At 69.7% G+C, this 22,890-nt stretch carries 22 protein-coding genes and 3 pseudogenes; 15 read left to right on the plus strand and 10 right to left on the minus strand.

The window, feature by feature from the left end; all coding sequences use genetic code 11:
• Nucleotides 1–17: 17 nt before the first annotated feature.
• A complete protein-coding gene (locus tag KVT44_RS32960; RefSeq protein ID WP_217570893.1) occupies nt 18–1,076 on the minus strand; it encodes a type III polyketide synthase in 1,059 nt (352 codons plus the stop codon).
• 148 nt (nt 1,077–1,224) lie between these two features.
• Here KVT44_RS32960 and KVT44_RS32965 point away from each other — a divergent pair, with 148 nt between their 5' ends.
• The 3 genes from KVT44_RS32965 to KVT44_RS32975 all read left to right on the plus strand — a co-directional run bounded on the left by KVT44_RS32965 (nt 1,225) and on the right by KVT44_RS32975 (nt 6,308).
• Nucleotides 1,225–2,094 (plus strand): UbiA family prenyltransferase, encoded by an 870-nt coding sequence (locus tag KVT44_RS32965; protein ID WP_217570895.1) that lies wholly within the window; start codon nt 1,225–1,227, stop codon nt 2,092–2,094.
• A gap of 1,172 nt (nt 2,095–3,266) precedes the next feature.
• Nucleotides 3,267–4,091: a hypothetical protein gene (locus KVT44_RS32970; RefSeq protein ID WP_217570897.1), complete on the plus strand. Its 825-nt coding sequence runs from the start codon at nt 3,267–3,269 to the stop codon at nt 4,089–4,091.
• Between the two features lie 1,125 nt (nt 4,092–5,216).
• Nucleotides 5,217–6,308, plus strand: a complete 1,092-nt coding sequence (locus KVT44_RS32975) for an acyl-CoA desaturase (RefSeq protein ID WP_217570899.1) — start codon at nt 5,217–5,219, stop codon at nt 6,306–6,308.
• A gap of 220 nt (nt 6,309–6,528) precedes the next feature.
• Here the strand turns inward: KVT44_RS32975 and KVT44_RS32980 are convergent, their stop codons facing one another.
• Nucleotides 6,529–7,728, minus strand: a complete 1,200-nt coding sequence (locus KVT44_RS32980; RefSeq protein WP_254650207.1) for a ferredoxin reductase — start codon at nt 7,726–7,728, stop codon at nt 6,529–6,531.
• A gap of 546 nt (nt 7,729–8,274) precedes the next feature.
• Between KVT44_RS32980 and KVT44_RS32985 the strand changes: the two genes are divergently transcribed.
• Nucleotides 8,275–8,622 carry an ANTAR domain-containing protein gene (locus KVT44_RS32985; protein ID WP_217570901.1) on the plus strand — a complete coding sequence of 116 codons (348 nt, stop codon included), beginning with the start codon at nt 8,275–8,277 and terminating at the stop codon, nt 8,620–8,622.
• A gap of 265 nt (nt 8,623–8,887) precedes the next feature.
• Here the strand turns inward: KVT44_RS32985 and KVT44_RS32990 are convergent, their stop codons facing one another.
• Nucleotides 8,888–9,079 carry a hypothetical protein gene (locus KVT44_RS32990; RefSeq protein WP_217570903.1) on the minus strand — a complete coding sequence of 64 codons (192 nt, stop codon included), beginning with the start codon at nt 9,077–9,079 and terminating at the stop codon, nt 8,888–8,890.
• 56 nt (nt 9,080–9,135) lie between these two features.
• Nucleotides 9,136–9,626 (minus strand): annotated as a pseudogene (locus KVT44_RS32995) (Asp23/Gls24 family envelope stress response protein).
• An 817-nt stretch (nt 9,627–10,443) separates the two neighbouring features.
• Between KVT44_RS32995 and KVT44_RS33000 the strand changes: the two are divergent.
• Both KVT44_RS33000 and KVT44_RS33005 read left to right on the plus strand, forming a co-directional pair.
• On the plus strand, nt 10,444–10,650 hold the full coding sequence (locus tag KVT44_RS33000) for a DUF6381 family protein (RefSeq protein ID WP_099919995.1): 207 nt from the start codon (nt 10,444–10,446) through the stop codon (nt 10,648–10,650).
• A gap of 257 nt (nt 10,651–10,907) precedes the next feature.
• Complete coding sequence (locus KVT44_RS33005; protein ID WP_217570905.1) at nt 10,908–11,255, plus strand: PRC-barrel domain-containing protein; 348 nt, start codon at nt 10,908–10,910, stop codon at nt 11,253–11,255.
• 340 nt (nt 11,256–11,595) lie between these two features.
• Here KVT44_RS33005 and KVT44_RS33010 read toward each other — a convergent pair whose 3' ends face one another.
• On the minus strand, nt 11,596–11,751 hold the full coding sequence (locus KVT44_RS33010) for a DUF6131 family protein (RefSeq protein ID WP_099919993.1): 156 nt from the start codon (nt 11,749–11,751) through the stop codon (nt 11,596–11,598).
• Between the two features lie 238 nt (nt 11,752–11,989).
• On the opposite strand from KVT44_RS33010, the gene KVT44_RS33015 reads away from it, so the two are divergent.
• The 3 genes and pseudogenes from KVT44_RS33015 to KVT44_RS33025 form a co-directional block, all read left to right on the plus strand.
• Nucleotides 11,990–12,436, plus strand: coding sequence for a hypothetical protein (locus tag KVT44_RS33015; protein WP_217570907.1), 447 nt, complete (start codon nt 11,990–11,992; stop codon nt 12,434–12,436).
• A 344-nt stretch (nt 12,437–12,780) separates the two neighbouring features.
• Nucleotides 12,781–12,996, plus strand: coding sequence for a hypothetical protein (locus KVT44_RS33020; protein WP_229889170.1), 216 nt, complete (start codon nt 12,781–12,783; stop codon nt 12,994–12,996).
• A gap of 6 nt (nt 12,997–13,002) precedes the next feature.
• Nucleotides 13,003–13,125, plus strand: a pseudogene (locus tag KVT44_RS33025) (substrate-binding domain-containing protein); the annotation flags it as partial.
• A 21-nt stretch (nt 13,126–13,146) separates the two neighbouring features.
• On the opposite strand, the gene eno reads toward KVT44_RS33025, so the two are convergent.
• On the minus strand, nt 13,147–14,430 hold the full coding sequence (gene eno / locus KVT44_RS33030) for a phosphopyruvate hydratase (RefSeq protein WP_217570909.1): 1,284 nt from the start codon (nt 14,428–14,430) through the stop codon (nt 13,147–13,149).
• A 93-nt stretch (nt 14,431–14,523) separates the two neighbouring features.
• Here eno and KVT44_RS33035 point away from each other — a divergent pair, with 93 nt between their 5' ends.
• Both KVT44_RS33035 and KVT44_RS60650 read left to right on the plus strand, forming a co-directional pair.
• Nucleotides 14,524–15,393: a winged helix-turn-helix transcriptional regulator gene (locus KVT44_RS33035; RefSeq protein ID WP_217570911.1), complete on the plus strand. Its 870-nt coding sequence runs from the start codon at nt 14,524–14,526 to the stop codon at nt 15,391–15,393.
• Between the two features lie 73 nt (nt 15,394–15,466).
• Complete coding sequence (locus tag KVT44_RS60650; RefSeq protein WP_308314181.1) at nt 15,467–16,567, plus strand: pyridoxal 5'-phosphate synthase; 1,101 nt, start codon at nt 15,467–15,469, stop codon at nt 16,565–16,567.
• 151 nt (nt 16,568–16,718) lie between these two features.
• Here KVT44_RS60650 and KVT44_RS61125 read toward each other — a convergent pair.
• Nucleotides 16,719–16,778, minus strand: a pseudogene (locus KVT44_RS61125) (hypothetical protein); the annotation flags it as partial.
• Here KVT44_RS61125 and KVT44_RS33055 point away from each other — a divergent pair.
• Nucleotides 16,755–17,399, plus strand: a complete 645-nt coding sequence (locus KVT44_RS33055; RefSeq protein ID WP_308314182.1) for a hypothetical protein — start codon at nt 16,755–16,757, stop codon at nt 17,397–17,399. The pseudogene KVT44_RS61125 and the gene KVT44_RS33055 sit on opposite strands and share 24 nt — an antisense overlap.
• A 95-nt stretch (nt 17,400–17,494) precedes the next feature.
• On the opposite strand, the gene KVT44_RS33060 is transcribed toward KVT44_RS33055, so the two are convergent.
• A complete protein-coding gene (locus tag KVT44_RS33060) occupies nt 17,495–18,655 on the minus strand; it encodes a magnesium and cobalt transport protein CorA (RefSeq protein ID WP_217570912.1) in 1,161 nt (386 codons plus the stop codon).
• A 167-nt stretch (nt 18,656–18,822) separates the two neighbouring features.
• Here KVT44_RS33060 and KVT44_RS33065 point away from each other — a divergent pair, with 167 nt between their 5' ends.
• Nucleotides 18,823–20,013 carry a winged helix DNA-binding domain-containing protein gene (locus KVT44_RS33065; protein WP_217570914.1) on the plus strand — a complete coding sequence of 397 codons (1,191 nt, stop codon included), beginning with the start codon at nt 18,823–18,825 and terminating at the stop codon, nt 20,011–20,013.
• A gap of 18 nt (nt 20,014–20,031) precedes the next feature.
• Here KVT44_RS33065 and KVT44_RS33070 read toward each other — a convergent pair whose 3' ends face one another.
• Entirely contained in the window at nt 20,032–20,679 is a 648-nt protein-coding gene (locus KVT44_RS33070) for a LysE family translocator (RefSeq protein WP_054237120.1), read from the minus strand.
• 52 nt (nt 20,680–20,731) lie between these two features.
• Here KVT44_RS33070 and KVT44_RS33075 point away from each other — a divergent pair, with 52 nt between their 5' ends.
• A complete protein-coding gene (locus tag KVT44_RS33075; RefSeq protein WP_217570916.1) occupies nt 20,732–21,598 on the plus strand; it encodes a LysR family transcriptional regulator in 867 nt (288 codons plus the stop codon).
• A 104-nt stretch (nt 21,599–21,702) separates the two neighbouring features.
• Entirely contained in the window at nt 21,703–21,885 is a 183-nt protein-coding gene (dmpI, locus tag KVT44_RS33080; protein ID WP_099919984.1) for a 4-oxalocrotonate tautomerase DmpI, read from the plus strand.
• Between the two features lie 161 nt (nt 21,886–22,046).
• Here dmpI and KVT44_RS33085 read toward each other — a convergent pair whose 3' ends face one another.
• The gene (locus KVT44_RS33085) at nt 22,047–22,838 is read right to left on the minus strand and encodes a trypsin-like serine protease (protein ID WP_099919983.1); all 792 of its coding nucleotides are present in this window, start codon (nt 22,836–22,838) and stop codon (nt 22,047–22,049) included.
• Nucleotides 22,839–22,890: the final 52 nt, after the last annotated feature.

Below are 22,890 nucleotides of genomic sequence, written 5' to 3' on the forward strand. Positions count from 1 at the left end.
TCCTTCGACGGTCCGCACTACCAGCGCAGCAGGACGAGTTCGCAAGAGAAGCCTGGCCCCATCGCCAGCAGCACACCCGGCGTGCCCGGCGGCGGCCGGCGTTCGGCCAGGGTGTCGCGCAGTACGTGGAGCACCGATGACGAGGACAGGTTGCCCACGTCGGCCAGGTGACGCCAGGTCACATCGAGCGCGTCGTCGGGCAGGTCGAGGGCTTCGGTGACGGCCTGAAGGACCTTGGGGCCGCCCGGGTGGCACACCCAGGCAGTCACGTCCTTCGGCTTCAGGCCGTGGTCGCCGAGGAACCCCTCGACGTCATCGGCGAGGTAGCGGCGTACGACATCGGGGACCCGCGGGTCAAGGACGACCTGGAAGCCGGAGTTCTTGATGTCCCAGCCCATGACGCGCCCGGTGTCCGGATACAGGTGGCTGCGGGTGTCCACGATCGTCGGGCCGATGGTCCCGGCCGGGCGGTCCGCGCCGTGGGCGACGACTGCGGCGGCGCCGTCGCCGAACAGCCCGGTGGCGACCAGGTTGGCCATGGAGGCGTCGTTGCGCTGGAAGGTGAGCGAGCACAGTTCGACGGACAGCAGCACCGCCACGTGGTCGGGGCGGCCCAGCAGGTAGTCGTGCATACGGGCCAGTCCGGCAGCGCCGCCGGCGCAGCCCAGGCCGAACAGGGGCAGTCTTTTGACGTCCGGCCGCAGTCCGAGGCGGCCTGCCAGCCGTGCGTCGATCGAGGGGGCGGCGATGCCGGTGACGGAGGTGAAGATCAGCAGGTCCACGTCGGCGGCGGACAGACCGGCCATGTGCAGTGCGGCTCTCACTGCCTTGGCGCCCAGGTCGGTGGCGGCGGCGATGAAGACGTCGTTGGCGTCGCCGAATCCGTCCAGTTCCTCGTACCGTTCCAGCGGCAGCGTCATGTGGCGCGAGCGGACCTTCGCGCTGCGGTGCAGCCGGTCCAGGACCCGGCGGTCGGTGCCCTCGGGCAGGCAGGTGCGGGCCACCATGTCGGTGATCTCGGACTGGGTGCGACGGTGCGGTGCGAGGGCACCGTGAACGGCGGCGATCCGCGTCATATGGTTCCCGTCCGGCTATCGACTGGGGTGAGTTGCTCTGCACGTGTTCCCCGGAGCCGGGCTTCGACACCATGGATCGCCCGTCCGGCCGTTCGTCCCGGGGCGCGTACTCCAGCCGGGTGGGGCCGGGGCGCCTACGATCGGCCGGGTGGGCACTCCCGAGCAGTCGACGGCCGACGGCGCGGCCGCGAGTCGGGCCGGCCGGCTGGGTGGCCTGGCCGGGTCGTGCCACCCCGGGCCTGTCGTGACGGTCACCGCCTTGATGGCCGCGCTGGCCGCGACCGCCGGCCAGGGCGCCGCGCGTTGTGTCCTGACCGCAGCCGCAGTTCTGACCGGACAGTTGTCCGTCGGCTGGTGCAACGACGCGTTCGACGCGCGCCGGGACATCGCCGTCGGCCGCCGTGGCAAACCCGTCGTCGACGGCGCGGTCGGTGTGACGGAGGTGTGGGTGGCCGCGTATGCCGCGCTGGCGCTGTGCGTGCCGTTGTCGTTCGCCTGTGGCCTGTGGGCGGGCGCCGTCCACCTGGCCGGAGTGGCGGCGGCGTGGGCGTACGACCTGCGGATCAAGGCGACAGCATGGTCCTGGGCGCCGTACGCGGTGGGTTTCGCCGCGCTCCCGGCGTTCGTGGCGCTGGGGCTCCCGGGGCAGCCGTGGCCGACCTGGTGGGTTGTCACCGCCGGGGCACTACTGGGGGTCGGTGCCCATCTGGGCGATGTACTGCCGGATATCCGCGGGGATCTGGCGACGGGCGTACGGGGATTTCCACACCGGCTGGGCCCGGACGGCGCGCGGCTGCTGCTGCCGGTGCCGCTGGTGACCGCGTCCGCGGTTCTGGCGCTGGGGCCCGCCGGAGGCCCCGGCAGATGGGGAGTGGCGGCGCTCGCGGTGGCCGGCCTGGTCGCGGTGGCGGGGACCGTGCTGGGACGCCGCCGGCAGCGGGCGGCGTTCGCGGCAGCCGTTGCCGTGGCGGTGGTGGACGTGGCGTTGCTGCTGCTGCGCGGCACCGGGATCGCCTGACCGTTCCGCCTCGCCGACCGGCTCACACCGGACGAAACCCGCGATCGGAAGCGGGAGTTCCCCGATCCCTGCCGCGGTTGCCGTCAGCTCGCGAGTGCTGTTCCCAGTCGTGACCACGTCGCGGTTCGTCTGACCCGCCGGTGCCCGTACCGAGCAGGACCAGGGTGGCGATGTCGGCGAAGCCCAGTGCGTCGGCCTGCTCCTCCGGGTCCAGCCTGCCCGGCGATGTGGCATGCATGTCCAGGATTCCGGCGCTGACCACACCGATCTGCAGGGGGAAACGCGAAGACCGCGCTCGCTCCGGCTTCCGCGGCGGCGAACACGGGTCGGCGGGACGGTGCCCCGCGCGTGAGCGCCGAACGGGCGGCGGCTCTGCAATAGGTGCGCCCAGGTGTTGTGCCCAGCGGCAGGTCGAGTCCCGGCGACCGGCCTGCCACGCTGCCCACCGACGCGGTCAGCGAATCGGCTTCGTCGTCATGCCGGTGACGTGAGCGCCGCCTCTGACAAGGGACCGGCGCCTGCCGGACGTCGGTATCGGCGAGTGCCATGTGCGGCTGACAGACCACCGGCTGCGGTCACTGATCGCAGATGAAACACCGTCAGCTGGGCAGTCGTCCCGCTGTACCGTTCGTACCGCTGAAGGAGCCTCACATGCCTCTGCGCTTCCACAGGTCCATCCGGATCTTCCCGGGGCGCGCCTGAACATCAACAAGGGCTGGCTGTCCATCAACAGCAGCGGGAACCACTCGCATCACACCGTCAACACGCGCGGGCAGCGGACCGAGGCGGTCAACCTGTCCGGTCCGTTCTCTTGGCGACGCACTTCCCGCCGGGGAGACTGCCCGTCCCGCCTGTGGGGCCTTGTCCAATCCTCCGCAGGCGGGACCGACGCACGCTCGTGGTTACTGCACAACTTGTGCCTGGGCCGACGCGCATCGACCCTCTCTCGTCCGGCGCGAACAGCTCCATCCGCGGAGGGTGCTTCCACACGACCGCGAAACGCTCCCGCCGATCTCCATCAAGCTCGCCTCAGCCCCACCGTGAGCGGGACAAGTCCGGCCATCACGCGGTGGCCGGCGAGTTGTTGCTCGGCTTGGTTCGGGCTGTCCGCCATCACGCCGATGGTCACGGTGCCGATGGCTGTCGGGCTCCAGAACTATCAAGGGATATTGATGGAGAATCGCAGAGAAGAAGAGCGGGCGCCCAAGCGCAAAGTGTTCGACCTGACTCTTGTGCAGGTAGTGGCGAGCGCACTCGCGACTGTGGTGGGCGCGGTGCTGGCATCCCTGCTGGGGGTGACCGGGACGATCATCGGCGCCGCCGTGATCAGTACCAGCGCGACCACCGGCGCAGCGGTCTTCCAGCATGCTTTCCGACGGACGGGCGAGGGGATCCGTAGCCGGGTGCCGCCCGTAGGAGTGCTGAGGACGCCGGGTGAGGAGCGGGCGGAACACCGCGCGGACGCCCGGGCGGCGTTCGGTTCACCGGTGGACGCCACGGCTGTTGACGCGGTGCCGTCCGTCGGGCCCGGTGGCCCAGGTGGTGAGCACGGCGGGACGATGGCGGCCTCCGCGCCCTCCGCCGGTGAGTCGGTCACCACCTATCGGGGTGGCTCCCTTCGGAGGTCCATCGGCTGGAAGAAGTACGCCCTGGCCACGGGCCTGGTGTTCGCCCTGGCGATGGTCACGGTGACCGCGGTGGAACTGATCATGGGCAAGCCGGTAGCGGCCGTGGTCAAGAATGAGCCGGGCAGGGGAACCTCGGTGGGCGGTGGCACGGCCGGTACCCCCGGTCCCGCCGACAGCCGGACACCCACCCCGGGTGCGTCCAGTGGCGCGGCGCCGCAGACGGGCAGCTCTGCCTCGCCGGACGCGAGCGCGGCGCCGGACACCAGTTCTGCTCCCAGCTCCAGTCCCAGCTCCAGTCCCAGGGATTCGGCGTCGTCCGCGCCGTCCAGCGGTGGTGCCGTGAGCAGTTCCGACGCCACCGCTGATTGAGCAGTGACGAGCCGGTCCGGCCCTCGGCGGGCGGCCTCGTCGGCGAACAGAGCCCGAAGGCCCGGCCTGACATGCGCCAGCCTGGTCAGCCATTCCATGAAGAGCACCCGTTCTCTGCGTACCCACGGCCGAGAAGGGAGGGATCCCGGCCCATCGTTCTGCCGGTCCCCGCCAAGCACGGAAGAAACGTTGAGCGCCGAGCCGATCGCCCAGCTCTACGAACAGGGACGCGACCATCACATCGGGGAGTGGCCAACGCTGGAACAGCAGATGGCGACATGGGTTGCCGGCATGGACTCCCCTGACAGGCCGGACGCAGCGGTACACGCATTGGCGCAGCTCGCCGACCCGCAACAGGGTTGCTTCACATCGTCGGCCTGTCAGGATGGCCGACTCGGCGGATGGTGTTGAGTAACGCTGATGCGCTGCACGTTGCAGGCACCCTCCTCCGCAGCAACGTGCGCAAGGTCAGGCGAGAGGACCAGTGCACGATCGTGCGATTGCCGGTCGAGCGGCACGACGACGACCTGGTCGACCCCTCTCCCTCCGGAGGTCGGCCGCAGGCGCACTGTTCGCTCGGCCGGGGCGGCATTAGGCTGCTTGGTGACGCCCGAGCCCCCGGCAACAGCTCAGTTGCTCTGTCCCGGGGAGGCGCGTGGTGCACGCAGGTCTCGACAGCGCCTTTGTGATCCTCCGTTTGGCGAGAGCGGACTTGACCGCTGGAAAACGTCGGCGCTGTCTCGACGGCGACGACGCGCCTGGCCCAGTTCGATGGCAGGGCATCGAACAAACCGTGACGTGGCCCTTCCGCCAGTCGGCGACTGACCGTGGTGAGCGTCGGCCGGAGTCCGTTGACCAACGCCAGGCGCAATCTTGCGAACCGGCTCCACACAGAGCATCTCCGCCTGCCGCCGCCTCCCGCAGGCGAGTCGGCGGGTGTGATGACGCCGTACAGCTGCCGCCACGGCATCTGTATCGGGCTGCCTCACCCCACGGGCGTACAGGCGCGTACGGGACCTGCATGCCGGCGAACTACACGACTTGGTCGGCCAGCTGACCCAGACCTGCGTCTCGGCGGCGTCCGGACCGCCGACCCTAGACGCCCAGCCCTGCAAGGAGTCCCCTGTGACTGCTACTGCTACTGCTACTGCTCTCGCGCTCACCGAAGCTACCCTCGCCGAGGAGTTCGGCGAGGAACTCGACCGAATCCGCTCCGAGGTCATCGCCACCCGCGGCGCCGACGACGCCCGTTACATCCGTGCCGTGATCGCCACCCAGCGCGGTCTGGAAGCGGGAGGCCGGATCGCGCTCGCCATCTCACTGTTCCCGCCCGCCTGGGCGGCGGGCACCGCCATGCTCTCCCTCGCCAAGATCCTGGAGAACATGGAGCTGGGCCACAACATCCTGCACGGTCAGTGGGACTGGATGGGCGACCCGGCCATCCACTCCACGACCTGGGAGTGGGATTTCCTCACGCCCGCCGCGGCCTGGAAGCACACCCACAACCATCTGCACCACACCTGGACCAATGTCGTGGACCGCGACCGCGACCTCGGATACGTCGTCTTCCGGATGAGCGCCGACCAGAGCTGGAGCCCGCGCCATCTCGCCCAGCCGCTCTACAACTTCCTGCTCGCGCCGCTCTTCGAGTGGGGCATCGCGCTGTACGACCTGGAACCCGATGTCGTCGCCGCCGGCGGCAAGCCGTGGCGTTCCTTCCTGGACGACGTGAGCGGGTTTCTCGCCAAGGCCGCCCGTCAGCTCGCCAAGGACTATGTGATCTTCCCGTTGCTCGCGGGCCCGTCCGCGCTGCCCTGTCTGCTCGGGAACCTCACCGCCAACACGGTACGCAACCTGTGGACCCACACCATCATCTTCTGCGGCCATTTCCCCGGCGACGTCCAGACCTTCACCGAGCAGCACATCGAGGGCGAGACCCGCGGCGAGTGGTACCAGCGCCAGATCCAGGGCTCCGCCAATATCGAGGGCGGCCCCCTCTTCCACGTCCTCAGTGGCAATCTCGGCCATCAGATCGAGCACCACGCCTTCCCGGATCTGCCCAGCAACCGCTACGCCGAGATCGCCGCGCAGGTGCGCGAACTCTGCGAGAGGTACGGCATCCCGTACGTCACCGGCCCGTTGTGGCGGCAGTACCGCTCCACCTGGGGCCGCATTCTGCGCTTCGCTGTTCCTGTTGGTGGACTTGCCGCGAAGTAAGGCTGAGCCGTGTGCGGAGAATCCGGGACAGGTCGTGTGCGGCGCAGGGTGCTGGGAGGGGGCGAACCGGCGACTTCGATCTCGGGACTCTCCCCTTGGCGGGTGCCCGCGCCCCGTCGGCTGAATTCGGACGGCCGCGCGAAGAGGTTCTGACGTGTGCCCGACGGGGAACGCAGGCCAGGCGGGCGGCAGCAGCGACGCGGCCAGGGTGAGGAGGGGCCTAGAGAGCGAGGGTGAGCGGGCCTGCCGCACCATTGACGCAGGTCTGGATCAACTCGCCCGGTTCACCGTGCAATTCGCCGGTTCGCAGATCGCGGACGCGGCCGTGGACCAGCGGGACGAGGCAGCCGAAGCAGATCCCCCGGCGGCACCCGTACGGCATCGCCACACCCGCCGCCTCCCCGGTCTCCAGCAGGGGCACGGACGCGGACGCGTCGGCCTCGATGCCGCTGTGCTCGAACCGGACCCGGCCGCCCGGCACGTCGGTGTCCGCAGACGGTGTGGGCGTCGGCCGGAATCGCTCCACACGCAGCCGTTCGTCGACCCCGGCCGCGGCCCAGTGGCGCTGCAGTGCGTCCAGCAGCCCGTCCGGACCGCAGGCCCAGGTCTCGCGGTCGTACCAGTCCGGGCAGAGCACACTCATGTGCTCCGGGACCAGCCGGCCAGCCGCACGGGTGTACCGCGCCTCGACGCTCAGCCAGGGCAGCCGGGCCGCCAGGTCGGCCAGTTCGGCGCGGAAGAGGAACTCGTCCGGGCCGGGTGCGCTGTGCAGGAGTACGACGTCGGGGGCGGGCCCGGGGAAGCGGCGGCGCGCGAGGGTGCGCAGCATCCCCGCCACCGGGGTGATGCCGCCGCCCGCCGTCACCATCAGGATCCGCGGCGGCAGCGGATCCTCCGGCAGCGTGAACTCGCCCTGCGCGGGGCCGAGTCGGAGCACCGTACTGGGATGCGTCCGGTACACCAGGTGCGGGGAGACCCGGCCGTCGGGATCCTCCTTGACCGTGATCGTCAACGTCCGGCCCGGTGCCTCGGGGGGTGAGGTGATCGAGTACGTACGCCAGTGCCGTACGCCGTCGATCTCCACCCCCACCGGCAGGTACTGACCGGCCCGGTGCCCCGCCCAGCCGCGCCCGGGACGGATCTCCAGCGTGGCGGCCCCGGCGCACTCCGGCCGCACGGCGACCACCCGGCCTGCAGGATGGCGGGCGGACAGCAGCGGGTCGATCAGGCCGAGGTAGTCGTCCGGCGCGAGGGGAGTCGCGAGAGGGCTCACGAGGGCGCCGGCAAGTCGGCCCGCCGTGGCCAGTGCACGGCCGCCGCCCCGGTCGGCGAGACGGGCGAGAGCGGCGAAGACGTCGGCGGTCGTTCCGGAGACGGCCGACGGCATCGACGGGAGGGCCAGTGTGCGCAGAACCGGCATGGTCAGGAACCCCTCTCACCACAGGGCACACACGCGGGGGCCGAGCACGTCGGGTACGTCGGCCCCTGGGCGGCGTGCCGCAGTCGGCGTCCCGCCAGAGAACCACAACGACACCGCCCGCGGCGGACGCGGAACCAGTTTCCGCCAGGCCACGCGTCCCTCCCGCCTCCCGCGCCGCACGACACGGGCGAGCCCGCCCGGCCACGCGGGGGAACCTCGGAAGCAAGGCGTACGAATACCGCGCCCGTCCGGCGCACAATGGCCGAATCGCGTCTGACTGCACGTCGTGCCAGTGCACGTATCGGCGCACATGCGGCCGCCAGTCGGCTGCGGCTTGCCGCGCGGGACGAGCCCCAGGGACCCCGCCGCGCTCGCCGCCTCCGCGAGGGAGGAGACGGTGAAGGCGTTGGTGAAAGCGTTGGTGAAGCCGCCGACGGAGCCGTGCTCGATGCCCGAGGAGGTGCGGAGCCCGTTGCTGAAGATGATCAGCACGTAGCCGGTACAGCGAGTGTTTCAGAACGAGGACTGCGCTGTGAGGTACGCACCATGCACCAGGTGACCACGCCCCGCGAAGAACAGCCGATGGTGACGGCTGTGGCTTTGGCGGGGGACGCGGCGTTGGCTGTCGAGGTGCTCGAATTGCGGGCCCAAAATGAGCAGTTGAGCCGGGCGCTGAAGAGTCGCGCCGTGATCGACCAGGCACGCGGCATGGTGATGGCCCTGGCACCGTGTTCCAGTGAGAGGGCCTGGGACCTGCTGGTGGACGTGTCGCAGCACTGCAACGTCAAACTCCGGAACGTGGCCGCGGCCCTGGTCGCCACGACGCAGGACGAGCCGCTCCCGGAGCAGATACAGCGAGAGCTGCCCGGGGCGCTGCGGCGCCTGCGCCGGTGACGGCTCGCGCGTTCACGGGGGCGGCACCGGGGGCTGTGGTCTCAACGGGGGGTTCGCGTTCAGGTGCGGGCCGCACCGATACCGTCGCGTGCGGCTTGGCATGGCATGGCAGGGAAGGATGAGACGGGCGGACACACTGAATCCGCCCAGTGACTCACGAGCCGCCTGGGAGGCGATCTTCGCAACGACCCGATCGGCGAGATGGGGTGGCACCGCGTCCGCCTACCGGCACCGCCTTGGCTGCGGCCTCTGCCTGCGTCACACGTCACCGTCGCCGGTCGACGCGCTCGCGGGATCGGAAGAAGCCGCCGAGCTCCAGGTCACCGTCCACGAACCGCCCGGCGATGAATCCGACAGCGCCCAATGCCGCCACCAGGAGAAAAGCCCCGAACCGGCCGAAGTACCCGGCGAAACCGAGCGCCATCCCGGCACCCAAGCCCACCACGGCCATGCTCATCGTGCCCTCCTTCTTGTACCGCCGGTCGGCTACCGCAGCCTTGTACCGCCGATCGGCTACCGCAGCCGTGACAGCTCTTCCTCTTCTTCCTCTTCATCGGGAAGCTTCACATCGCTGACCGCGATGTTGACCTCGACAACCTCCAGGCCCGCCGTCCACTCGACGGCGGAGATCACGCTCTCCCGCACGGCACCCGCCACATCCGTGATCGAGACGCCATAGTCGACAACGATCTCCAGATCGACAGCCGTCTGGGATTCGCCGACACTTCGACCTTGACCCCGCGCGAGACGGACTTGGTGGTGCCGGGCACGCGTTCCCGCGCGGCACCGAAGGCCCGGGACATTCCGCTGCCCAAAGCATGGACACCGACCACATCACGGGCCGCCATCCCGGCGATCTTCTCGACCACATCATCGGCGATGGTCGTCCCTCCCCGGGTGCCGTGCTCGCCGCCGCGCTTCGCGCCGACGTTCTTCCTGGAGGTGTCCCCAGTGAACTCGGTGCCGGAGGTCTCGGGCCGGTTCTGCTGTCCGGTGTCGGTCATGGCCGGTCGTCCCTTCCTGAGGGAGGAGCCTGCCGTCCGAATTTTCACATCAGATCTGTTTCACCGGCGATGCTGCAGCCGTAGGGCAGCCGCAGGGCGGGCGCGGGGCCCGACCTGCTGAACGGGAGGCGCGAGCGGCCGGATCTGGCTGGTTTCGGAAGTCTGGAAACGGCGCAGCACGGAACAGGGGTGGCAGCCGATGGGCGACAGCCGAGGACCATCGCGCCCTCGACCAGGGTTTCGTCGATGACCCACAGAAGTCGGTCCTCGCCGCAGACGGCTCGTCGCCGAGGATCTGCGCCTGGCCCTGCGTCAATATTCTTCTTCGACCGCCTACTCGGCACCTGACCACCGGCCCGGCCCTCACGGCCCGTCCGGCCGGTCACTGTGGGCGCCTCGGCAAGGCGCATCATGACCGGATTCTCGCTACCGGGGTGCAGAGTCGCCCGCTTCGCGCTCTCCCGGTGGGCTCTCTTCGCGCGCTCGGTGGTGCAGTGTTGTCCCAAGGGGTCGTCGATGACCAGGTGCGCCCGGCCGCCGGGGCGGCGATCGTACCGACCGTTTCCGGGGCGACGGATGATGAACCCGCAGACGTGATCATCGCGTGAGCTGCCCTCAGCGGGCCCGGCGTCTTCGTCGGTTCGCCCATCCCGGGCGCATGGGAACAGAAGGCGGTCGTCATGCGACCGTTCCAAGACCCGTCTCCAGGGGCGACGGGCCTGCGGTGATAGCGCACGGTGACGGTTCGGGATGCGGGGGTGATCGGGTGCTGATTGGCTGATGGAGCCCGATCTTCCCGACAGCCCAAGGAGTGACCATGAGCGCCGCAGGCGAATCCGGCAACCGAGCACAGCAGATGCGTGAGAAGGCCCAGAAGCTGACCGAAGCCGCGGAGCGCGCGACCGACCCGCAGGAGCGTCAGAAGCTCCAAGAGCAGGTCCGGGGCCTGCAGGAGCAGATCAAGCAGCAGGGCCAGCCTGGTGAGAGCCGGTCCAAGGGTACTGGCGGTGGGCGGAACCAGTAGCCCCCTGAGTGCGGCACAGCCACTCGATGGCAGATGGCCTCCAACCCGGTCCGGGACTGGCTGGAGGCCATCTGCCATCAGTTTCTGTCGCACGGGCAAGAAGTAGGGCCAGGGCAGCACCTCCCGCACTTCCGTCCCAGTCGTGACAACGGAAGTCGTTACACTCCCAACCTCCCCGCACCCGGCTACAGAAATGGATTCGCCGACGAATCGGCGCACTCTTCTCTTCGCGTCACGCAAAAGAAGGGAATTCTGTTGTGAGTGAAAACATTTGGGGCTACCACCCAGCGTCGGGACATCAGACGGGAACCGATCTGATCGGCTTCAAGGTCGAGGCGACCGATGGCAGCATCGGCAAGATCGACAAGCACTCCGACGGCGTCGGCGCCGCCTACCTCGTCGTCGACACCGGGGTTTGGATCTTTGGCAAGCACGTACTTCTCCCGGCCGGGACCATCACGCGCATCGACACTGCTGAGGAGAAGGTCTACGTCGACCGCACCAAGGACGAGATCAAGGACGCACCCGAGTTCGACAAGGACAGGCACACGGGCGACCCCCGCTACCTTGAGCAGTTCGGCAAGTACTACGGCCAGCACATGTGACCCTCATTCACTTTGTTCGGTACGGGTCCCGCCGGTGGTTGGTTACTAGCCAGATCAGATGGCCCACCGGCGCCACCCGGTTTTCGTTCGCCGGATGGTGCGACCGTCGGGCCGGTGTGCGTCAAGTTCATCTGCGAGAACACGTTGGTGAGTATCAGGGGCGAACCGCAACTCGCCGGCTGCCGAGAGTGGCTCCTTCACTGGAACGGCCACCGTGCTGCGGCTCTGGCGCACGCAAGCGGCCTTCCCCAGCCAGGGCGACCTGGCAGGGGAACGAGGAACGCTCCCACGCGTCGGGTCGTGCGAGGAACGGATCGGGGCGATCCCCAGGTTCAGTCGTCTACCAGTAGTGCCGTCGTCCACGAACCGCGTGCCCCAGCGATCCGAGGATCCACAGGATGATCCCAATGGCGACCAGGATGATCCCGATGGTCCACAGGATGGCGATCTTGGCCACGAAAGCGATGACGAGCAGGATGACTCCGAGGATGATCATGATGTCCTCCGATCTCGCGGAGTGATCCACTTGCCAGCAGGTCCCCTGTCCGCCTTCAGCGCAAACCCACACCTGAATGCCCGGAATTCGGCACGGGTCACGGCCGAGCGGCATCTCGGTCGGCCGACGGTCTCCAGCGAATGGGTTACCAGTCCCGGGGAGCCTGCCGTCCCTGTCACCGTGGCTTTGTGGACGGTGCGGTTCTACTGTAGGAGCAGGTAAATCCTTGGAGCGCGTCATGATCGTCATCCTCGGACTCGTCATCTTGATCGCCGCGGTGGTCGTCGGCCTGACCGGTGTTCTCACCAACAGCGCCAGCGGGCATGAACTCACCGGCGGATTCTCGGTATTCGGCCACCAGATGACCGGCTCCACCGGCACGCTGTTTCTGTACGGCATCATCGTTGGAGCGGCGGCCCTGCTCGGGCTGATCTTGCTCTTGACCGGTATACGAGGCCGCGCACCTCACCGCGGCAGCGTCTCGCGCCGCGGACTGAAGCAGTCGCGCCGCGAGACTGCCTCTGCCGGGAGGGGCCGCGACGACCTGGTCGGCCAACGCGAGCCATTCCGCGCGGACAACGCGAACGCGCGGGGGAACGACTCACCCCCCGGTGATCGCACCCCCGCCCCGGACGACGGTCGTCGGAGCAAACTGCACTTGTTCGGGCACCGCGCAGAACGCTGACCGGCTCAGCGCCACGGATACCCCTCCCACCGAAGCCCAGCAGACAACTCACTCCACGGCCTTCGGCCTGCAGGCGCCAGCGACCAACTCAAGGGCAACATCAAGCAGGCTGGGGCAAAGATCAAGGACGCCTTCAAACACTGACCACACCCCCGTCAACCCGACCAGGGTCACGTTGAAGCGCGTCGGTGAGCGCTGCGCCAGTTCATGGACGCGCGCAGCGCGGCCGGCGCAGAGGTGTTCCGGGCCTGGGCCAAAGCCACCGGGGTGACACCGCGCATCGACGTCGTCCTCGCACACGGACTGAGTGAGCGGACGGCGAAACAAGAGCCTCCCCAAGCCGGATGCAGCAGCATGTCGCGTGGCGCTGGGCGCTCGGTGCGGCCCCCAAGCGCTCCATCGCCTTCGAGGACTCGGCCACGGGCATCTCCTCGGCGCGCGCTGCCGGGCTGTATGTCGCGGTCGTACCGTCCCTTCCGGGAGCCATCCTCGACCACGACTGGCTGGGCACCAGCCTGGCCGCTCCCGAACTGCTGGACTGGGCCCGGGAGTTGGGCTGACCGGGCGACTACCCGAACACCCTCCTGAAGAACGCGCCCAACGCCGTTGCCGCCAAGGCGTTCATCGCGCTCGTGCGGTCCGCCGAGGGCCAGAAGGTGCTGTCCGCGGCCGGGTTCCTCAAGCCGTGACGACTGCTGCGGCGGTTGGTGTCAGCGGCGCAGTCCCAGGGCGTCACGCCCCGCGTAGCGCGCCTGGGTGCCCAGGTCCTCCTCGATGCGGATGAGTTGGTTGTACTTGGCGGTGCGGTCGGCGCGGGAGAGCGAGCCGGTCTTGATCTGGCCGCAGCCGGTGGCGACGGCGAGGTCGGCGATGGTGGTGTCCTCGGTCTCGCCCGAGCGGTGGGACATGACGACCGTGTAGCCGGCGCGATGGGCCGTCGCGACGGTGGCCAGGGTCTCGGTGAGGGTGCCGATCTGATTGGCCTTCACCAGGATCGAGTTGGCGATGCCGTCCCGGATTCCGGCGCTCAGCAGTGTCTCGTTGGTGCAGAAGACGTCGTCGCCGGTGAGTTGGCAGCGGTCGCCGAGCCGGGTGGTCAGCGCGCGCCAGCCGTCGTGGTCGTCCTCGGCCATCGGGTCCTCGATGGACGCGACGGGGTAGCGGTCGACGAGCGTGGCGAGGTAGTCGGCGTGTTCGGCGGGGGTCCGGCGGATGCCCTCGCCCGTGTAGTCGTAGACGCCGTCGCGGTAGAACTCGGAGGTGGCGGGGTCCATGACGAGGGTGATGTCGGTGCCGGGCTTGTAGCCGGTCTGCTCGATGGCGCGTACGACGAAGTCGAGGGCTTCGTCGGCGGTGCGCAGGTCGGGTGCAAAGCCGCCTTCGTCGCCGACGTTCACGCTGTGGCCGGCGGCGAGCAGGTTGTCGCGCAGGGTGTGGAAGACCTCCGAGCCCATGCGGACGGCCTCGACGAAGGTGGCCGCGCCGATGGGGGCGATCATGAACTCCTGGAAGTCCAGTGGATTGTCGGCGTGGGCGCCGCCGTTGACGATGTTCATCATCGGTACCGGCAGCATGCGGGCGTCGACTCCGCCGATGTAGCGGTACAGCGGCAGCCGGTGGGCACGGGCGGCGGCCTTGGCGGTGGCCAGGGAGACGCCGAGCAGGGCGTTGGCGCCGAGGCGCGACTTGGTGTCTGTACCGTCCAGTTCGATCATGGTGTGGTCGACGGTCGCCTGATCCTCGGCGTCGAGTCCGGTCACGGCGTCCGCGATGCTCTCGTTCACGGCGTCAACGGCCCGCCGTACGCCCTTGCCGTGGAACCGGGTCGGGTCGCCGTCCCGCAGTTCGACCGCCTCCCGGGCGCCGGTGGAGGCGCCTGACGGCACGGCTGCGCGGCCGAGCGAGCCGTCCTTGAGTTCCACGTCCACCTCGACGGTCGGATTGCCCCGACTGTCGATGATCTCCCGTGCGACGACCCGGCTGATGGCGGTCACGGTGCAGCTCCTCACGCTGGGCCCGCGTAGCGGCAGGCAGTAAGTTCCATCAAGAAACAAAGTGAGTCCCGAAAGGGAACTTACTATGGGTGCATGAGGATGCACAACGCCGACGCGACCTGCGGCATCGCCCAGGCCGCCATGGTCCTGGGGGACTGGTGGAACGTTCTTGTACTGCGGGAAGTTGCTCGCGGACACGTCCGCTTCGACGCGCTGGCTGCCGAGATCGGCCTGTCCCGCAAGGTCCTCACCGAGCGCCTCGGCCGGCTCGTCGCTCACGGTGTCCTGCACCGCAGCCTCTACCAGCGGCGTCCGGTGCGATACGAGTACCTGCTCACGGATGCCGGGGTGGCGCTGCTACCGCTGCTCGTCGCTATGCAGGACTGGGGTGACCGGTGGGTGCTGGGAGACGGAAGCGTCACCGCAACGGCGGCAGCGGACGGCGCCGAGCACGCCCGGGTGCACGCCCTGGCCGGCACCCGCCTGCCTGACGGCCTCGAACTGCCCGGCACGCAGGGCGCCGACCTCCCGCTGGTCTCGCCGGCCTCCGCCGCGACCGTGCTCTTCACCTATCCCGGCACGGGAGTCGAATGGGGTGAGCCGCCGATCCCCGGAGCTGTCGGCTGCACGCTGGAGAACCGACTCTTCCGAGACGCCTGGCCCGACTTCCGGCGGGCGGGGGTGGATCTACGCGGAGCGAGCACCCAACTCCCGCACGAACAAGCGGAGTTCGCCCGCGCCGAGGAGGTCCCGTACCCCCTCCTCTCTGACGCCGCCCACCAGCTGGCAGCTGCCCTGCGACTGCCGATGTTCCGTGGCGCAGGCCGACTGTGCCACAAACGCCTGATCCTGATCGTCGACGCCGAGCGGACCGTACGGCACACGCTGTTCCCGGTCCTCGACATCCCCCACGCGGTCGCCGAGAGCCTGCGGCTGGCCGCGGATTGCGCCCGGACAGCGTGAGCGCCTGCCGAGTCCGCTCGCCCAGTGAAGCCTGATGAAAGAGGCACCCAGTGAAGGAGACCGCACCCCGCGAATGATCCGACCGTGCCCCGCTCAGACCGTCCACCACCTTTTCTCCTATGGCACCCTGCAACTGCCCGAGGTCCAGATCTCCCAGTTCGGCCGCCTGCTCGACGCCAGCTCGGACGCCCTGCCGGGCCACCGCATGACGACCATCCAGATCACCGATCCCGCCGTGATCAAGGCCAGCGGCACCGACCGTCATCCACTGGTCGTCGTCTCACCGGACCCGGAGGACGCCGTCGAGGGGCAGGTTTTCGCGATCAGCGACGCCGAATTGGCCGCGGCGGACGCCTACGAGGTCGACGACTACGCCCGCGTCAGGGTGACCCTGCGCTCGGGAATCCGTGCATGGGTCTATCTGGAGGGCACGAACGGAGCGCCCGGCGTCACGGATGCCCCCGCTTCCGGCGAGCGTGGCGGCGCGGTGGGCGTGGACGACGGTGCCGGGGAGCCCGTGAGTGTGCGGGAGTGGCTGCGGAGTCTGGAGGTGTTCGCTGGACCGCTGGCGGACTTCGATCCCGCCGGTGCCCCGGCCGATCCCGTCGAGCTGCTCCTCGGCTGGCTGCGGGAGGCGGTCGCCGCGGGTGTGCCCGACGCGCACGCCATGACCCTGTCGACGATCGGTGAGGACGGCGGCCCGGACGCCCGAGTTCTCATCCTCAAGAACGTGGACGGCGACGGCTGGCAGTTCGCCCTCCACGCCCACAGCCCCAAGGGCCGCCAGCTGGCCGACCGGCCCCGCGCGGCACTCACCTTCTACTGGCTCCTTCAGGGCCGCCAGGTACGGGTGCGGGGTACTGTCGAGCCCGCGTCTCCCGAGCAGAGTGCCGCCGACCTGCTCGCGCGTGCGCCCTCCGCCCGGGCCGAGGTGCTGCTGGGCCGCCAGAGCGAGCCCCTGGAAAGCTCGGAAGAGCGCGACCGGGCCTTCCGTGCGGCGCTTGCCCGCATCGAGTCGGACCCCGCTCTGGTCAGTCCGGAGTGGACGCTCTGCACCCTCGTTCCGGTCGAGATCGAGTTCTGGCAGGCGGACAAGGGCCGCCTCCACAACCGGCTGCGTTACGAACGCCCCGATCGCCACAGCGTTTGGGAACGCCACATGCTGTGGCCGTAACTCCGCAGGCTGAGAGGAAGGCCGCGCACCAGTCGCAGTCGCGGCCCCCTGCACGGATGCCCCGGTATGCGGGTGACGGACCCTCAGAGCCCCAGGACGAGCTCGGCGCTACGGGCTCGCCGGCGAGGACGGGGGTGAGGCAGGCACCGCACATGCCCTGTTCGCAGGAGAGCTCGACGTTGACGCCGTGGGCGGTGAGGACCTCGGCGATGGTCTGATCGGCCGGTACGGGGTAGCTGTCGCCGGTGCTGGCGACGCGGACGCGGAACTCGCCGTCGGTTGTCGGGTCGGGTTCGCGGGCCCTCCGTCGGTCGCAGCGGCCCTGGCCCAGTACTTCATGGAGTACCCCGCAGTCGAGGTGGAGCTGCCGTGGGGCGGTCCGGAGCCCGATCGGGAGACGAAGAAGTTCCCGCTCGTCATCACCACGACGTACGGCAACGCCCTTCGCGCGAACATCTTCAACGTCGAGGTGTGGAAGCCGGCCCTGGCCGCCGCCGGTGTCATCCCCCTGCGGAAGCAGGACGAGCGGTGGAAGGCTTCCCGCAAGGACGGCTTCCGCGTGCTCCGGCATACCTACGCCTCGGTCATCCTCGAAGCCGGCGAGTCCGTCGTCACCCTGGCCCGCTGGCTCGGCCACTCGAGCCCGACCATCACCCTGGACCACTACGCCCACTTCATGCCTGAGGCCGGCGGCAAGGGGCGCGGGGCCATCGACGCCTTGCTCGGCCAACCCGCCGCGGTCGCCAGCGCTCCCAGATTGCGCCACAGCGGCGTGGCTCTCGCAGGTCAACGCCCGCGATCGCAAGAGTCCGCGGGATCGGAACGCTGCTGATTCTCCCCAGATTCTCCCCAGCGGCCTCAGATGCCCCGTCGGCGTCTGCGATCGAGGCCGCACCTCCTCAGAGCGGCGCCTCCTGCGGCGATTACTCAGAGCCAGTCTTTCCGCTTGAAGATGACGTACAGACTGGTACATACGACCGCCATCAGGATGATCGCGAAGGGGTACCCGAGTACCCAGTGCAACTCCGGCATGCGGTCGAAGTTCATGCCGTAGATCGTGCCGACCAGGGTCGGGGCGAACAGGATGGCCGCCCAGGACGAGATCTTCTTGATCTCCTCGTTCTGTTCGAAGCCCGCCTCCGCCAGTGCGCGCATCTCGGCGTTCTGTTGTTGGGTGACGAGGGTGGCGTTGACGGTGAGGATGTCGGTGAGGGCCTGGCGGAAGCCGTCGACGCGTTCGCTGGTGTGGGTGACGTGGTCGGCGACGTCGCGGAGGTAGCGCTGGAGTTCCTCTTCGGTGCCGTACTTGGCGAAACCCGCCATCAGGCCGTGCAGCATGCCGACCAGCGGGCGGGTGGCGCGCTGGAACTCGACCATTTCGCGGGAGAGTTCGTAGATGCGGCGGGACACCTCGGGGTCGCCACGGAAGACCTCGGTCTCGATCTCGTCGATGTCGTTCTGGACGCCGGCGACGACGGGGACGTAGCCGTCGACCACGGAGTCGAGGATCGCGTAGAGGACGGCCTCGGGGCCGAGTTTCAGCAGCTCCGGGGTGTCCTCCATGCGGCGGCGCACCGCCGACAGGTCCGGCGCCGCGCCGTGCCGGACGGTGATCACGAAGTCGGGGCCCACGAAGACGTGCAGTTCGCCGAAATAGACCTCCTCGGCCGCGTCCAGATAGCGGGCCGCGCTCAGGACGACGAAGAGCGTGTCGCCGTAGCGCTCCAGCTTCGGACGCTGGTGTGCCTCCATCGCGTCCTCGACGGCGAGTGGATGCAGGTCGAACTCGGCCGCCAGGGAGAGGAGTTCGGCCTCCGTGGGGCGGGCCAGGCCGATCCATGCCATGCCGGACGGCTGGTCGCGCAGCTCTCGGAAGGTGTCGGCGAGGGAGGCGGGGGTCGAGACCCGTACGCCGTCGCGGTACAGGGCCGCCTGTACGACGCTGTCGGCGCCGGCGGGTTCCGGCTCCGGCGCGTCGGCGCGCGGCGCCGGGGGTGTCACGCCGGTCGCGGCCGGCGGGTTCAGGGCGCGTCGCCAGACGGGCTTTCTGCCGTTCTTGGCGGTCGGGCGGGGGCGTCGCTCGGACATTGCGGCTGCCTCCCAAGTCGCTGGTACGTCGCTGTGATCACGGAGAAGGATATACGGGTCAAATGTCGCGGGCGGGCAGTGGGCGTACCGTCCGGGCGGGCGTGCCCGTGGAGGGCCTCACGGCTTGCGGACAGAAGGTGTCCGCAAGCCCCGCTAGCGTGCACAGCATGACGACGAAGGCGAAAGCGAATGCGGCGACGAAGACGAGCGGCGTGGACGGGAGTAGGAAGGTTGGCGGGGGTGGGAACCGGGGCGGCGGCGCCCACCCCGCATCCGTACTCGACCCCCGCGCCCTCAACCGCGCGACCCTCGCCCGCCAGCTCCTCCTGCGCCGCTCCGCCGGTCGTGGCGTCACCGACGCCGTCCGGCACCTCGTGGGTCTTCAGGCGCAGAACGTGAAACCGCCGTACTACGCCCTCGCCGCCCGACTGGAAGGGTTCCGGCCCGAGGAGCTGTCGACGGCCATGGAGGACCGTGCCGTCGTCCGCATCGTGACCCTGCGCTCCACCATTCACACCCACACCGCCGACGACGCCCTCACCCTGCGACCGCTCGTGCAGGGCGCCCGCGACCGGGAGCTGAACAACTTCCGCAAGGGGCTCGCGGGTGTCGACCTGGACCGGCTCGCCGTGATCGCTCGAGAGCTGGTGGAGGCCGAGCCGCGCACGATGAAACAGCTGCGTGCGGAACTGCTCGTCCACTGGCCGGACGCCGACCCCTTCGCGCTCTCGGTCGCCGCCCGTTGCCGGCTGCCGCTCGTCCAGGTCACCCCGCGCGGACTGTGGGGCCGCAGCGGCCAGGTCGCGCTGACCACCGCCGAACACTGGCTGGGCCGTCCCACCGAGCCGTCCCCGGGCCCCGACGCGGCCGTCCTGCGCTACCTCGCCGCGTTCGGGCCCGCCTCCGTGAAGGACATGCAGACCTGGGCGGGACTGACCCGGCTGCGCGAGGCCTTCGAACGCCTCCGCCCGCGACTGCTCACCTTCCGTGGCGAGAACGGCGTCGAACTCTTCGACCTCCCCGACGCGCCCCGCCCCGACGCCGACACTCCGGCCCCGCCGCGTTTCCTGCCCGAGTTCGACAACCTGCTCCTCGCGCACGCCGACCGCTCCCGGGTGGTGCCCGCCGGTCTCAAAGGGCGTAGCTGGGCGGGCAACCAGGCGTACTGCACGCTGCTCGTCGACGGCTTCCTGGCGGGCTTGTGGCGACAGGAGGGGGACGTGCTCACCATCGAACCCTTCGGCAGGCTCACGAAGGTCCAGCGGGAGGAGGTGGTGGCGGAGGCCGAGGGGCTGCTCCGGACGCTGTCCGGCGCGTCGGCGTCGTACGACATCCGCTTCGGGACCGTGGCGGCGTAAGCCACGTAACCGGAGGACTCAGTCCGCGCGACCCGTCACCGCCACCGTCACCCCGAGCCCGATCAGGGTGCAGCCGCCCGCGCCCCCGATCAGCGACAGCCGACGGTCCGAGCCGGCGAACCAGGAGCGGGCCGCCGACGCCGTCAGCCCCCACAGGGTGTCGGTGACCAGCCCGATGGAGATCGGGATCAGACCGAGCACCAGCATCTGCACCGGCACCCGCCCCGCCGAGTGGTCCACGAACTGCGGCAGCACCGCCGCGAAGAAGACCAGCCCCTTGGGGTTGGTGAGGCCGACGAGGGCACCGTCCAGGACGGTCCGCAGATCGCCGCGCGCCGCGGCAGCGGGCTCCTGCCGCAACGCCGAGGCCTTCATCTCCTTGCGATGCCGGAACGCCCGCACCCCCAGCAGGACCAGATACGCGGCACCCGCCAGCTTCACCACCAGGAAGACGGTCAGCGAGCGCTCCACCAGCGAGCCGATCCCGAAGGCGACCGCGGCCACCAGCAGATACGAGCCGACGACATTGCCCAGCGCGGTCATCACCGCCGTGCGCCGGCCGTGCGCGAGCGCCCGCCCGATCACGAACAGCACACTCGGCCCAGGAATCACGATCACCAGCAGCGACATCGCCGCGAACGCCAGGAACCGGTCCGTGGACACCATGTCCATCACCCCCAACCGCCGCCATTCAAACAGGGGCCCTACAGTCCCGGACATGGAACTGCGGCAACTCGTCTACTTCGTCACGGTCGCCGAGGAACTGCACTTCGGGCGGGCGGCGGAGCGTCTGCACATCGTGCAGTCGGCCGTCAGCCAGCAGGTACGGCGGCTGGAGCGGGAGCTGGGCGCCGAGCTGTTCGACCGTTCACCGCGGCACGTACGGCTGACGGGGGCGGGGGAGCGGCTGCTGCCCGAGGCGCGGGCGGTGCTCGCCGCCGTGGACCGGGCCCGCGCAGCGGTCGCCGCGGCCGAGGTGCTGCGCCTGGGCACCAGTACCGGACTCGGCGCTCACCTGGACCGGGTGCTCGCGGGCTTCGCCGGGCGGAAGCCCGCGGTCCAGGTCGAGCTGGTCTCGCTTCCCGCGGAGGAGCGGCTCGCGCGGGTCCTGGACGGTCGCCTCGACGCCGCGTTCGTACGGGGCGCGGAGCCCGTGCCGGGCGTACGCGTGCTGCCGCTGTGGCCCGATCCGCTGGTGGCCGCGCTGCCCGCCGGGCACCCCTTGGCCGCCCGCGACGGGATCGACCTCGCCGAACTGGCCCCACTCCCGCTGAGCATCACCGCGCGCCGGACCAACCCCGCCCTGGTCGACCTGGTCGTCGGGGCCTGTCACGACGCCGGCTTCGAACCTCTGCCCGGACCGGTGAGCGGTTCCCTGCAGGACACCCTCGCCAGCATCGGGACCCGGCCGCTGTGGACGGTCGTCTACGCCTCGCACGCCCGCGTCCTGCACAGCCCCCGGGTCGCCTTCGTACCCTTCCGGGCACCGGGACTCGCGCTGACCACGGGACTCGCCGTGCACGGCGCGACGCCGACGCCTCACCTGGACGCCCTGCTCGCGGCCTGCGGCGATCACGAGAACTGATCGCTGCGGTCGGGGTCCGCTTCTTGGTCGACGAGTCCCCGCGCGATGAACTGAACCCGTAGCCGGAAAGCGGCCGGAGCCGCCCCAGGAGAGGGAGTTCAGCCATGCCCATCGTCACCATCCAGCAGGGTCCGCGCGACGTCGAGCTCAAGCGGGACCTCGTCAAACGCGTCACCGACGCCTTCGTCGACGCGTACAAGATCCCCGCCGAGAGCGTGCACGTCTGGATCCACGAGGTGCCGGCGGACAGTTGGGGCAGCGCGGGGAAGCTGACCGCCGACAAGTAGAGGGGAAGAGCGGGGAAGAGCGGGGGAGGAATGGATAGGGGGCGTTGCGGGCCGCTCGTGGAGGCCCGCAACGCCCCCTGGCTTTCACCTGAGGGGTGCTCAGGAGTCTGGGGAGCCCGTCGGCCGCCGGTGACTGACGAACGGTCACCGGCGACTGGTGGCTACGAGTTGATCTGCGTCTTCACCAGGTTCGAGAAGGTCGTCAGGCGGGTGTAGACGCCCGGGTAGCCGGCCTCGGCGCAGCCGTTGCCCCAGGAGGTGATGCCCGCGAGGACGCCGCCGATGAGCAGCGGGCCGCCGCTGTCGCCCTGGCAGGTGTCGGTACCGCCGTTGGTGTAACCGGCGCAGACCATGTCGCTGGCCACGAATTCGGAGCCGTAGGAGCCGGCGCAGCTGGAGTTGGACACGATCGGGACGGTCGCGGTGCGCAGCTGGTTGGAGGAGCTGCCGCTCTCCGAGGTGGTGCCCCAGCCGATGATGCGGGCGGTGGCGCCGGTGGCGTACACGCCGGTGTCCGTGGAGGCGACGTACGACGCCGGGGTGTACGACATCGACGTCGACAGGGTCAGTACGGCCACGTCGTCGCCGTTGGTGGCATCGGTGTAGTCGGGGTTGATCCAGATCTTGCTGACCTTGCTGACGGTGCCGTTGGTGCCGTTGAGGTACGTTCTGCCGCCGACGACGCGGACGCTGCTCGTGGTCTCGCCGACCATGCAGTGGGCGGCGGTGACCACCTTGTTGGCCGCGACCAGGGTGCCACCGCAGAACTGGTTCTGCGAGGCGTCCGTGATCTGCATCATGAACGGGTACGCGGTGGTGGTCGTCGTCGTGCCGCCGACGATCGGCTGGGGGGCGGCGACGGCGCCGGGTGCGCCGAGGAGAGCGGTCGCGGCGGCGGCAGCGGTGGCCACACAGAGAGCGGCGGTCTTCTTGGCACGGTTGAGCCCGAACATGGATCTCCTCAGAAGTTGCCGGTGGGGGGACGCGCGGGTGTGGGGGGTGAGG

This window comes from Streptomyces sp. GbtcB7 (assembly GCF_019091445.1).
GTDB lineage: Bacteria > Actinomycetota > Actinomycetes > Streptomycetales > Streptomycetaceae > Streptomyces > Streptomyces mirabilis.

What these genes read in the sequence shown, in the direction of transcription:
- KVT44_RS32970 (WP_217570897.1), top strand. Translation starts at nt 3,267, where the DNA reads ATGGAGAATCGCAGAGAAGAAGAGCGGGCGCCCAAGCGCAAAGTGTTC.
- KVT44_RS33060 (WP_217570912.1), bottom strand. Translation starts at nt 18,655, where the DNA reads ATGTCCGAGCGACGCCCCCGCCCGACCGCCAAGAACGGCAGAAAGCCC.
- KVT44_RS33065 (WP_217570914.1), top strand. Translation starts at nt 18,823, where the DNA reads ATGACGACGAAGGCGAAAGCGAATGCGGCGACGAAGACGAGCGGCGTG.
- KVT44_RS33000 (WP_099919995.1), top strand. Translation starts at nt 10,444, where the DNA reads ATGAGCGCCGCAGGCGAATCCGGCAACCGAGCACAGCAGATGCGTGAG.
- KVT44_RS33070 (WP_054237120.1), bottom strand. Translation starts at nt 20,679, where the DNA reads ATGGTGTCCACGGACCGGTTCCTGGCGTTCGCGGCGATGTCGCTGCTG.
- KVT44_RS33075 (WP_217570916.1), top strand. Translation starts at nt 20,732, where the DNA reads ATGGAACTGCGGCAACTCGTCTACTTCGTCACGGTCGCCGAGGAACTG.
- KVT44_RS33015 (WP_217570907.1), top strand. Translation starts at nt 11,990, where the DNA reads ATGATCGTCATCCTCGGACTCGTCATCTTGATCGCCGCGGTGGTCGTC.
- KVT44_RS33020 (WP_229889170.1), top strand. Translation starts at nt 12,781, where the DNA reads ATGCAGCAGCATGTCGCGTGGCGCTGGGCGCTCGGTGCGGCCCCCAAG.
- KVT44_RS32990 (WP_217570903.1), bottom strand. Translation starts at nt 9,079, where the DNA reads ATGAGCATGGCCGTGGTGGGCTTGGGTGCCGGGATGGCGCTCGGTTTC.
- KVT44_RS32960 (WP_217570893.1), bottom strand. Translation starts at nt 1,076, where the DNA reads ATGACGCGGATCGCCGCCGTTCACGGTGCCCTCGCACCGCACCGTCGC.
- KVT44_RS33010 (WP_099919993.1), bottom strand. Translation starts at nt 11,751, where the DNA reads ATGATCATCCTCGGAGTCATCCTGCTCGTCATCGCTTTCGTGGCCAAG.
- KVT44_RS32980 (WP_254650207.1), bottom strand. Translation starts at nt 7,728, where the DNA reads ATGCCGGTTCTGCGCACACTGGCCCTCCCGTCGATGCCGTCGGCCGTC.
- KVT44_RS60650 (WP_308314181.1), top strand. Translation starts at nt 15,467, where the DNA reads ATGATCCGACCGTGCCCCGCTCAGACCGTCCACCACCTTTTCTCCTAT.
- dmpI (WP_099919984.1), top strand. Translation starts at nt 21,703, where the DNA reads ATGCCCATCGTCACCATCCAGCAGGGTCCGCGCGACGTCGAGCTCAAG.
- KVT44_RS32985 (WP_217570901.1), top strand. Translation starts at nt 8,275, where the DNA reads ATGCACCAGGTGACCACGCCCCGCGAAGAACAGCCGATGGTGACGGCT.
- KVT44_RS33035 (WP_217570911.1), top strand. Translation starts at nt 14,524, where the DNA reads ATGAGGATGCACAACGCCGACGCGACCTGCGGCATCGCCCAGGCCGCC.
- KVT44_RS33085 (WP_099919983.1), bottom strand. Translation starts at nt 22,838, where the DNA reads ATGTTCGGGCTCAACCGTGCCAAGAAGACCGCCGCTCTCTGTGTGGCC.